This window comes from Arthrobacter sp. TmtSoilC51, assembly GCF_055388015.1.
Map to the genome: position 1 here is coordinate 2,030,839 of NZ_AP035877.1, position 11,076 is coordinate 2,041,914.

An 11,076-nucleotide genomic window follows, 5' to 3' on the forward strand; every position below is an offset into this window, starting at 1 on the left:
GGACGTAAAGCGGAGACCGCCGTCATGACATCGCTGGGGATTCAGAGTAGTTTTGCGAAAGTGTTGACAATACTGAATGCAGCGAAGCGGGTGTTGGTGGGCCGGCCAGTCCGGAATGACCGCCTATCCCACACCCTCTTGCCCAAACGCATCGCTTTGCCCATCTTCGCCTCGGACGCCCTGTCTTCAGTGGCCTACGCGCCGGATGAAATCCTGCTGACCCTGGCTCTTGCCGGCGTCAGTGCGGTTGCGTTCTCGCCGCTGGTGGGGCTGGCCGTGATGGTGGTGTTGCTTACAGTAGTGGCCTCCTACCGGCAGAATGTGCACGCCTACCCATCGGGCGGAGGCGACTATGAGATCGCCAACGTCAACCTGGGCAAGTACGCCGGGCTCACAGTCGCTTCGGCGCTCCTCGTGGACTACGTCCTGACCGTTGCAGTGTCGATGTCGTCCGCGGCAGCGTATCTCACAACAGCAATCCCTTCGCTGCACGGCCAACAGGCGATGATCGCAACTGTGGGCGTGATCATTCTCGCGTTGGTCAACTTGCGGGGCATCAAGGAAGCCGGAACGGTCTTCGCCGTTCCCACGTACATCTTCATGGCGTCCATCCTGGGAATGACCCTCGTCGGCATTTTCCAGGCCCTTACGGGACAACTGGGCGAGGCACCATCCGCCAACTTCACCATCGTGCCCGAGGCCGGCTTCGATGAAGGCCTGGTTGGCCTTGCCGGTGCGTTCCTGTTGCTGCGGGCCTTTTCCTCGGGCGCTGCCGCCTTGACGGGTGTGGAGGCGATCAGCAATGGTGTGCCCAACTTTCAAAAGCCCAAGAGCAAGAACGCAGCCACAACGCTGTTGCTGCTTGGCGCGATCGCGGCGGCCATGCTTGCGGGCATCCTGTATCTCGCAAACGCCACGAAGGTGCACATTGTCCTGGATCCCGCCAAGGAATTCCTCCTTGATGGCAAGCCGTTGCCCGAGGGCTACATCCAAAACCCGGCGATCAGCCAGATCGCGGACACTATTTTTGGGGCGGGTTCCATTCCCTTTTACGTCGTGGTGGCTGCCACTGGCGTCATCCTCGTGTTTGCTTCCAATACCGCGTTCAACGGCTTCCCTGTACTGGGCTCCATCCTGGCGCAGGACGGCTACCTTCCCCGGCAACTCCGCACCCGCGGCGACAGGTTGGCCTTCAGCAACGGCGTGCTTGCCCTGGCGGCCGGGGCGCTGGTCCTCATCCTTTCGTTCAACGCCGATGTCACCAAGCTCATCCAGCTGTACATCGTAGGTGTCTTCATTTCCTTCACCGCCAGCCAGCTCGGCATGGTCCGGCACTGGGGCCGCGAATTGAAGCTGGCCCGGGATAAAGCCATCCGCCGCAGGATCATCAAGTCCCGGACCATCAACATGGTGGGGTTCGGCATGACTGCGCTGGTTCTGGTGATCGTCCTCATCACCAAGTTTGAGCAAGGTGCCTGGATCGCGCTGCTGGCCATGTTCGTGCTGTTCCTGATCATGTGGAGTATCCGGGCGCACTATGACAATGTTGCCAAGGAACTGGCCGTTGACGAGGATTCCTCGCCGCGCGCGCTGCCTACCCGGGTCCACGCCGTGCTGCTTGTTTCGCACGTCCGCAAACCCGTACTCCGTGCCCTGGCTTACGCCCGGGCGTCGCGGCCATCGCGGCTCGATGCGATTACCGTGGATATCAACTCCGAAGAGACAGAACACACCGTCCGGGATTGGGAAAAGCTGGAAATTCCAGTACCGCTCACCGTCCTGGCCAGCCCCTACCGCGAGACCGTGACTCCGATCATGGAGTACATCAAGAACATGAGACGCGACTCACCCCGCGACCTGATCGTGGTGTACATCCCTGAGTACGTCGTGGGCAAATGGTGGGAGCAGCTGGTCCACAACCAGACGGCACTCCGAATCAAGACGCGGCTCCACTTTGAACCTGGAGTCATGGTTGCCAGCGTTCCGTGGCAGCTGAAGTCGTCCGAAGAAGCAAAGGCACTGCAGGATACCCAATGACCTCCCACAGCATTTCCCCCCTCACTGAAAACAGCGGAGGCCAAGGCACGCCGGGCACCGAACTGATCGTTGACGTTGGCCCCATCGCGCATGGCGGGCACTTCGTGGCACGCCATGAAGGCCGCGTCATCTTCGTACGCCACGGCGTTCCGGGGGAGAAGGTCCGTATCCGGTTGACCGACTCCGGTGACTCGTCGCGCTTCTGGCGTGCCGACGTCGTCGAAGTCCTGGAAGCCTCGCCGGACCGCGTGCCGCACTTCTGGAAGCTGGCCGACTCGCTGGCGGCGTGGCGGCAGGGAAATCCGCCTGTTGGCGGTGCCGAACTCGGCCACATCTCCCTGCAGCGGCAGCGTGCCCTGAAGGCTGAAGTGCTCTCGGAACAACTCAAGAGACTTGCTGGCCTGGACCTCGCCGTCGAGGTTGAAGCGGTGGGCGCCCCCGACGGCGGACTCGGCTGGCGTACCCGCGCCAGCTTTGCCGTCACACCCAAGGGGCGGCTGGGTATGCATGCCCACCGATCAGACGTGGTGGTGCCCATCCGGGAGATGCCCTTGGCCCTTCCCGGAATCAACGATCTCCGGTTGTGGGACCTGGACCTCAGCGGGATAGCACGTATCGAAGTGGCGTCGCCGGCCAATGGCTCCAGGCCTCTTGTGTTGCTGGCACCGGAGGAAGCCACCAGTCCAAAGCGGCTCCACAGCATCCTTTCGCAGTTGCCGCACGATGTTTCAGTGGCCAGCTTTGATCCCGGCAAGGGCCAGGTGCTGCAGCTTCGGGGCCGGACCTGGGTGCAGGAATCGGCAGCCGGTCACGAATACCGCGTCACAGGCGAAGGCTTCTGGCAAATCCACAAGGACGCGCCGGACACCCTTGTCAACGCGGTGACCGGCTACCTCGCGGGCGGAGGGTACCTCCAACCAGGTGCTGCTGTAGCGGACCTCTATGCAGGCGCAGGCCTGTTTACTGCACCTTTGGCTGACGCAGTAGGAGTTACGGGTTCGGTATTGTCCGTTGAAGGGGCGCCTGGCACCAGCCGTGATGCGCGCAAGAACCTGCACGGAGAATCCCACGTTGAAATCGTGCAGGGACGGGTGGAACGGGTCTTGCACCAACGCCCCCGGAACTTCGATTCCTTGGTCCTGGACCCGCCGCGCGTAGGGGCCGGAAAGGCCGTGGTGAACCAACTCATGGCTTCGCGTCCCCGGGCGATTGCCTATGTGTCCTGTGACCCGGCTTCTTTTGCACGTGATCTGGGTTACTTCCAGCAAGGCGGCTGGCGCTTGGAATCGTTGAGGGCATTCGACCTGTACCCCAACACCCATCACTTGGAGACCGTCGCGCTCATCGTTCCCGCTGCTTAGGCAGGTTATCGCCCGCCATGCCAGCGCATGGCGGGCGATGCGGGCCGTGCAGCATTCGGCGGAACTGCCCTCCAGCAGTGCTTGAACGTGATCGATGCCACTACGATGGGCGTAGTAGTCCCGCATAGTAGCCCCACTCCGCATGGTTCCGCACGGCGGACAGGGGTGACCAACTGAGAGTGCCGCCAGGCTAAGTAAGGTGCGCCTAACTGGCTAGCGGCCAACCACGCGACAAAGATGAAACTGTTGCGAGAGGAGTCCTGCCATGAGCACTGTGGACAGCTTCGGTTCCAAAGGCGTACTGAATGTAGCCGGCACCGATTATGAAATTTTCCGGTTGAACTCCGTAGAGGGCGCAGACAGCCTTCCGTTCAGCCTCAAGGTATTGCTTGAAAACCTCCTGCGGACTGAGGATGGCGCCAATATTACGGCTGACCACGTCCGCGCCCTGGCCGGTTGGGACCCCAACGCGGAGCCCGATACCGAAATCCAGTTCACCCCGGCCCGAGTCATCATGCAGGACTTCACCGGCGTGCCTTGCGTTGTAGACCTCGCCACCATGCGCGAGGCCGTGAAGGAACTCGGCGGAGACCCCAAGCGCGTCAACCCGTTGGCACCCGCTGAGATGGTCATCGACCACTCCGTCCAGATCGACGCCTTCGGTAACTCCGGCGCGCTGGAGCGCAACATGGAGATCGAATACCAGCGCAATGGTGAGCGCTACCAATTCCTGCGGTGGGGCCAGACGGCCTTCGATGACTTCAAGGTTGTTCCCCCCGGAACCGGCATCGTCCACCAGGTCAACATCGAGTACCTGGCCCGCACTGTCATGACCCGCGAGATCGACGGCGTGCTCCGCGCCTACCCGGACACCTGCGTTGGAACCGACTCCCACACCACCATGGTCAACGGCCTGGGCATCCTGGGCTGGGGCGTCGGCGGCATCGAGGCCGAGGCTGCCATGCTTGGCCAGCCCGTCTCCATGCTGATTCCCCGCGTTGTTGGCTTCAAGCTCAAGGGCAGCATCCCGGCCGGCGCCACCGCCACAGACGTCGTCTTGACCATCACCGAAATGCTGCGCAAGCACGGTGTTGTTGGCAAGTTCGTCGAGTTCTACGGTGAAGGCGTCGCAGCAGTGCCGCTGGCCAACCGCGCCACCATCGGCAACATGAGCCCGGAATTCGGGTCCACGGCTGCCATGTTCCCGATCGACGACGTCACCCTTGACTACCTGCGTCTCACCGGCCGGTCCGAAGAGAATGTCGCCCTTGTGGAGGCATACACCAAGGAACAGGGCCTCTGGCACGATCCCTCCCGCGAACTGCGCTTCTCCGAGTTCCTCGAGCTGGACCTGTCAACGGTTGTTCCGTCCATCTCCGGTCCGAAGCGTCCCCAGGACCGCATCGAGCTGACGGATGCCAAGGAGCAGTTCCGCAAGGACATCCACAACTATGTCGCCATTGAAGACGGCAGCGTAGACGAATCCCTGGACGAGTCCTTCCCGGCTTCCGATTCACCGTCGTTCACGCACGCCGACTCGCACACCACGGAGACGGCACGCGTTGCGTCCGCCGCCAACGGTGCGCACGGCCGCCCGTCCTCCCCGGTGCACGTGAAGACCGCCGACGGCCGCGAGTTCGAGCTGGACCACGGTGCGGTGTCGATCGCGTCGATCACGTCCTGCACCAACACGTCCAACCCTTCGGTCATGCTGGCAGCGGCGCTTCTCGCCCGCAACGCCGTGGACAAGGGCCTTACCTCCAAGCCCTGGGTCAAGACCTCCGTCGCCCCGGGCTCGAAGGTTGTCACGGACTACTACGAGAAGTCCGGCCTGACCCCGTACCTGGAGAAGCTTGGCTTCTACATTGTGGGCTACGGTTGCGCCACCTGCATCGGTAACTCCGGCCCGCTGGAGCCCGAGATCTCCGAAGCCATCCAGGCCAACGACCTCTCCGTGACGGCTGTCCTCTCGGGTAACCGCAACTTCGAAGGCCGCATCAACCCGGACGTCAAGATGAACTACCTGGCTTCCCCGCCGTTGGTCATCGCTTACGCCCTGGCCGGTTCCATGGACTTCGACTTCGACACCGATGCCCTGGGCACCGATTCGGACGGCAACGAGGTGTTCCTGAAGGACATCTGGCCCAACCCCATCGAGGTGCAGGAAGTCATCGACTCCTCCATCGACAAGGCCATGTTCGCCAAGGGCTATGAAGGCGTTTTCGACGGCGACGACCGTTGGAAGGCGCTCGACACCCCCGCCGGTGACACCTTCGCATGGGCCGAGGACTCCACCTACGTGCGGAAGCCCCCTTACTTCGAGGGCATGAAGGCGCAGCCGGATCCCGTCCAGAACATCCAGGGAGCCCGCGTGCTCCTGAAGCTCGGCGATTCCGTCACCACGGACCACATCTCCCCGGCCGGCTCCTTCAAGTCGGACACCCCGGCGGGCCAGTACCTTCTGGCCAACGGCGTGGAGCGCAAGGACTTCAACTCCTACGGCTCACGCCGTGGCAACCACGAGGTCATGATCCGCGGTACCTTTGCCAACATCCGCATCAAGAACCAGCTCCTGGACGGCGTCGAGGGTGGTTTCACCCGCGACTTCAGCCAGGAAGGCGCACCGCAGGCCTACGTCTACGATGCCGCACAGAACTACCAGGCAGCGGGAACGCCGCTGGTTATCCTGGCAGGCAAGGAGTACGGCTCCGGTTCGTCCCGTGACTGGGCAGCAAAGGGTACCGCCCTCCTGGGCGTCAAGGCTGTCATCGCCGAAAGCTACGAGCGCATCCACCGCTCCAACCTGATCGGCATGGGCGTCCTTCCCCTGCAGTTCCCGGCTGGTGAGTCGGCAGCAACGCTCGGCCTGACCGGCACGGAGACGTTCGCAGTCGAAGGCGTCACCGAGCTGAACAACGGCACGACGCCGAAGACGCTCAAGGTGACTGCAACGGCCGAGGACGGCACGTCCAAGTCCTTCGACGCCGTCCTGCGCATCGACACCCCGGGTGAAGCGGACTACTACCGCAACGGTGGCATCCTGCAGTACGTTCTGCGCCAGATCTCCGCAGCATAGTGAACCGGCTGGTCTCCAGCTGATTCCGATGCCAGGCAGCCCCGGCTGGTCGCCCGACCAGCCGGGGCTTTGGCGTCCCAGGGCGAGTATCCACCTCGCAGGCATATTCACCTCGCACGCGCGCGCGAAAACGCTGGCCCCGGCACGCGCTAAAGTTAACAAGCACGTCATTCACCCTAAGGAGGGCCGTTGGGACTCTTGGAAACCATCAAGGATCCACAGGACCTGGCCAAACTGTCCAGCCATGAGCTGGAACAGCTGGCCGGCGAGATCAGGAACTTCCTGATTACCAACGTTGCCGCTACGGGTGGACACCTGGGGCCCAACCTCGGCGTCGTCGAGCTCACGCTTGCTGTGCATCGGATCTTCGAGTCGCCCCGGGACAGCATCGTTTTTGATACTGGGCACCAGTCCTATGTCCACAAGCTCCTCACTGGCAGGCAGGACTTCAGCACGCTGCGCCAGCAGGGCGGGCTCTCCGGTTACCCGGATCGCGCCGAATCCGAGCATGACATCGTCGAAAGTTCCCATGCTTCCTCGTCCTTGTCCTGGGCTGACGGTATTTCCCGCGCCCGGCAGTTGACTGGCGAAGGCGACCGGTTCGTCGTCGCGGTGGTCGGTGATGGCGCCCTGACCGGCGGCATGACATGGGAAGCCATCAACAACATTGCCGCGGACAAGCGACGCCGCGTGGTCATCGTCGTGAATGACAACGGCCGCTCCTACGCGCCGACCGTGGGCGGTTTTGCCGACTACCTGGCCTCGCTGCGCCCTACCATCGACTCACTGAGGACGACGCCCGCCTACGAGCGGATGCTTGACTGGTGGAAGAAGAAGCTCCAGAACGGCGGCCCGGTCGGTCAGTTCACCTACAAGAGCCTGCACGCCATGAAGAAGGGCATCAAGGACTGGTGGGCGCCCCAGGGAATGTTCGAGGACCTGGGCATGAAGTACATCGGTCCGGTTGACGGACACAACCTTCACGCCATGGAACACGCCCTCAGCACTGCCAAAGCCTACGGCGGCCCGGTGATCGTGCATGCCATGACCGAAAAGGGCCATGGATATGCCCCCGCCCTTGCCAACGAGGCCGACCAATTCCATGCCGTCGGAATCATCGATCCCGAGACGGGCGAGCCGACCGAGACGCCCGGTGCCAGGTCATGGACCTCGGTTTTTGCGGAGGAAATCGCCGACATCGCCGACGAACGTCCCGATATCGTCGGTATCACCGGGGCAATGCTCATTCCTGTTGGCCTGCACAAATTCTCGGAGCGCCACCCTGAACGCGTCATTGACGTCGGCATTGCCGAACAGCATGCGCTCACGTCAGCGGCTGGCATGGCCTTTGGCGGCCTGCACCCGGTCGTGGCGGTTTATGCCACCTTCCTGAACAGGGCCTTCGACCAGCTCCTGATGGATGTCGCGCTCCATAAGGCAGGCGTCACGATTGTCTTGGACCGCGCAGGCGTCACGGGGCCGGATGGTCCCAGCCACCACGGCATGTGGGACATGGCGATGGTCCAGATTGTCCCCGGGCTCCATTTGGCCGCCCCGCGCGATGCCACCCGGCTCAGGGAGGAACTTCGCGAGGCGGTCGCCATCAATGACGCCCCCACCGTAGTGCGGTTCTCCAAAGGAAGCGTCGGCTCTGAAGTTGAGGCCATTGAGCGTCTCCACGACGGCGTGGATATCCTTGCGCGCCGTCCCGAGGGTTCCACCGAAAACGATGTCCTGATCATCAGCGTTGGTGCCATGTCCGAGCTCGCCCTGGATGTCGCCAGCCGTCTTGGCGCGCAGGGGATCAGCTCCACAGTGGTTGACCCCCGCTGGCTTTTGCCTGTCCGCAGATCGATCATCGCCCTTGCCGCCCGGCACCGCCTGGTCATCTGCATCGAGGACGGCGTCCGCGCCGGCGGTGTGGGTTCCCGTATTCGGCAGGAGATGCGCGCAGCAGGCGTGGATACTGCACTCAATGAGGTCGGCTTGCCGGTCGAGTTCCTGGTGCACGGATCCAGGAGCCAGGTCCTGGAGCGCGTCGGACTGACGGCCCAGAAAATAGCCCACGACGTCGTAGCCCAGGTTTTGGGGACCAAGGTCCCCTTTGCACGGCCCCTGCCAGGTCAGGAACACCCCACCACCGGCAGTTTGCCCAAACTGTGAGTTCCGATCGCGAGCCCGGCTCCCTGCAGCCTGGCGACCTCGTGGTGGCGAGAAACAGGAAGTGGAACGGCAAGGCACACTGGGTTGTGCCTGGCCGCTACTTGGGTGAGGACATCCACGGCTGGTGGATTTTCCAAGGTGCGGGGGAGTTCTGTTCGCGTCCCGGCGCTGCCTTCTACACGGCCTCGGATGCCGTTCTGCTGGTACCGCGTACCGGCGAATTCGTCGCGACTTTCTATGACGACAGCTACCCGGGTGACTTCCGGATCTACGTAGACCTGGCAACTGATCATGGATGGAACACCCTGAGGCCAGGCGTCACCGAGTTCCATATGATCGACATGGACCTGGATGTCATCCGTTCCACCCGTCATGGAGTGTTCGTCGATGACGAAGATGAGTTTGAGGACCACAGGGTAGGCATGGGCTATCCCGCAGAAACCGTGGAAACCATGCGTGCAGAATGCGCAGCCCTTCGTGATGCAGTGGACGCCATGAGGGCTCCATTCGACGTCGAGGGCGCCAGCAATACCAGTGCAGAGTGGTTCAGGAAAGGACGGGCATGAGCGGCATTATCCGCATGTACAAGCGCGACGACGAGGGAGTACTTCACTTCCGTGAAGCCTGGTATGACGACGACGACCACCAGTTCGTGATCAATCACGGCGTGGTGGGCCACCAAAGCAGGACTGATGAAACAGGCGTCGACGACGACACTTCGGTTGACGGGTTGATGGCGGCTTTCGCTGTCCAGTGTGAAGAGGACGGGTACGCCGAGATCCCGGAGTCCGAGCAGTTTTGGGTGGTGGCACAGTTTGCGCTGAAGACCAAGGACGGCACTGAACGTGACCGCTACTTGGAGCGCAAGGCAAAGGCTGCGCTCACTGGTGAACTGGCGTGGCGAGGACTGGGAATCGTGGATCGCACGGAGATAGGCAACTCACACCTGAACGTCTTTTGCCTTTGCCCGGATGTCAACAAAGCCGTCAATGCCATCAAGATCTGTGTACGCAACGAAGACCTCGATTTCACCAAGCTCTCCGTCGCAGCGGCTCCGCACGGCGACCCCACCGCATTCCGCCTAAAGCACTCGCCCAAGCAAGGCGTGGGCTTTACCCTCTAAGTAGGACCTAACGCACGCAGGAGGGATGTTCCATGTCGTCCAAGAGCAATTGGCCCGGACATACGCCGCTACCCAAGGGCCTGGCGGCGCCAGCGAAACGGGCGTTGGCCCACGAAGGCATCGAAACTTTGGAACAGTTGGCCGAGTTTGGCGAACTGCAGGCCTCCAAGCTCCACGGCATGGGTCCGGTAGCCATAGCCCAGCTCGAGGAGGCCATGGAGGAATCCGGCATCTCCTTCGGCTCGCGCTAACGTCGACCATAGCGCACGGAAGTGCGTTATAGGCTGGGTTTTATGACTGACTATCGACGCCTTGGCCATTCCGGACTGACCGTCTCAGCTGTCGGGCTGGGTTGTAACAACCTGGGGCGCGCCAACACTCCCACGGAGTCGCAGGAAGGCACGGATGCCGTTGTCCACGCCGCAATTGATGCCGGGGTGACTTTCTTCGACGTCGCCGATGTCTACGGACGTGAGCCTGGCCTCAGCGAGGTCATGCTTGGCAAAGCCCTCAAGGGGCATCGCGACGACGTCGTCATCGGTACCAAGTTTGGTATGGATATGCACGGGGTCAATGGCAACGACTTTGGTGCGCGTGGTTCCCGGCGCTACATCCTCAAGGCGGTGGAAGCCTCATTGCGCCGGCTTGGTACGGACTGGATCGACCTCTACCAGTTCCACACACCAGACACACAGACGCCCATCGAGGAAACCCTTGCAGCGTTGGATGTCCTGGTCAGCAGCGGCAAGGTCCGCTACATCGGTCACTCTAACTTTGCCGGGTGGCAGATCGCCGAAGCCGAGTACGTTGGGCGGCAGTCTGGCGGGGCCCGCTTCATTTCAACCCAGAACCATTACAACCTGCTGGACCGCCGTGCCGAGCTTGAGGTACTTCCGGCCGCCAGCGCCTTCTCGCTTGGTGTGCTCCCTTACTTCCCTCTTGCCAACGGTCTGCTTACCGGCAAGTACTCCGCGGGCCATGCCCCGGAAGGCACCCGCCTGAGCCACACCCGGACCAACCTCGTGCATGACGCCGACTGGGAGCAACTGGGCCGCTTTAGCCAGTTCGCCAAGGAGCGGGGCATCACCGAGGTGCAGCTCGCGTTCTCCTGGCTGGCAGCCCAGCCGGGCGTCAGCAGCGTCATTGCAGGGGCAACCCGTCCGGAGCAGATTCGTGAGAACGCCGAAGCCGTGTGCTGGGTCCCGAGCCAGGAGGAGCGCGAGGAACTGGACGATATCTTCCCGCGTGCTCCCAAGGTGGCACTCTTCTAGCCGTAAAAAGGGAGGGCCGTGGCCGAAGCTTTCGCTCCTGTCACG

Annotated in this window: 8 protein-coding genes; all 8 read left to right on the forward strand. The window is 62.4% G+C overall.

The genetic code is table 11. From position 1 onward, the window contains the following. The first annotated feature begins 60 nt into the window (after positions 1-60). The 8 genes from ACZ5G6_RS09235 to ACZ5G6_RS09270 all read left to right on the forward strand — a co-directional run bounded on the left by ACZ5G6_RS09235 (position 61) and on the right by ACZ5G6_RS09270 (position 11,031). The gene (locus ACZ5G6_RS09235) at positions 61-2,037 is read left to right on the forward strand and encodes an APC family permease (protein WP_498690920.1); all 1,977 of its coding nucleotides are present in this window, start codon (positions 61-63) and stop codon (positions 2,035-2,037) included. Further along, a complete protein-coding gene (locus ACZ5G6_RS09240; protein WP_223936859.1) occupies positions 2,034-3,398 on the forward strand; it encodes a class I SAM-dependent RNA methyltransferase in 1,365 nt (454 codons plus the stop codon). The genes ACZ5G6_RS09235 and ACZ5G6_RS09240 overlap by 4 nt, the downstream gene beginning before the upstream one ends. A 265-nt stretch (positions 3,399-3,663) precedes the next feature. Next, positions 3,664-6,474, forward strand: a complete 2,811-nt coding sequence (gene acnA / locus ACZ5G6_RS09245; RefSeq protein ID WP_498690922.1) for an aconitate hydratase AcnA — start codon at positions 3,664-3,666, stop codon at positions 6,472-6,474. 189 nt (positions 6,475-6,663) lie between these two features. After that, the gene (gene dxs / locus ACZ5G6_RS09250) at positions 6,664-8,637 is read left to right on the forward strand and encodes a 1-deoxy-D-xylulose-5-phosphate synthase (protein ID WP_223936863.1); all 1,974 of its coding nucleotides are present in this window, start codon (positions 6,664-6,666) and stop codon (positions 8,635-8,637) included. Then, positions 8,634-9,203: a DUF402 domain-containing protein gene (locus ACZ5G6_RS09255; RefSeq protein ID WP_223936865.1), complete on the forward strand. Its 570-nt coding sequence runs from the start codon at positions 8,634-8,636 to the stop codon at positions 9,201-9,203. Before dxs ends, ACZ5G6_RS09255 begins: the two co-directional genes overlap by 4 nt. Continuing rightward, positions 9,200-9,760: a hypothetical protein gene (locus ACZ5G6_RS09260; RefSeq protein WP_223936867.1), complete on the forward strand. Its 561-nt coding sequence runs from the start codon at positions 9,200-9,202 to the stop codon at positions 9,758-9,760. Before ACZ5G6_RS09255 ends, ACZ5G6_RS09260 begins: the two co-directional genes overlap by 4 nt. Before the next feature lie 32 nt (positions 9,761-9,792). Further along, the gene (locus ACZ5G6_RS09265; RefSeq protein WP_223936869.1) at positions 9,793-10,011 is read left to right on the forward strand and encodes a helix-hairpin-helix domain-containing protein; all 219 of its coding nucleotides are present in this window, start codon (positions 9,793-9,795) and stop codon (positions 10,009-10,011) included. A 42-nt stretch (positions 10,012-10,053) separates the two neighbouring features. Beyond that, positions 10,054-11,031 carry an aldo/keto reductase gene (locus ACZ5G6_RS09270; protein ID WP_223936871.1) on the forward strand — a complete coding sequence of 326 codons (978 nt, stop codon included), beginning with the start codon at positions 10,054-10,056 and terminating at the stop codon, positions 11,029-11,031. Positions 11,032-11,076 lie beyond the last annotated feature (45 nt).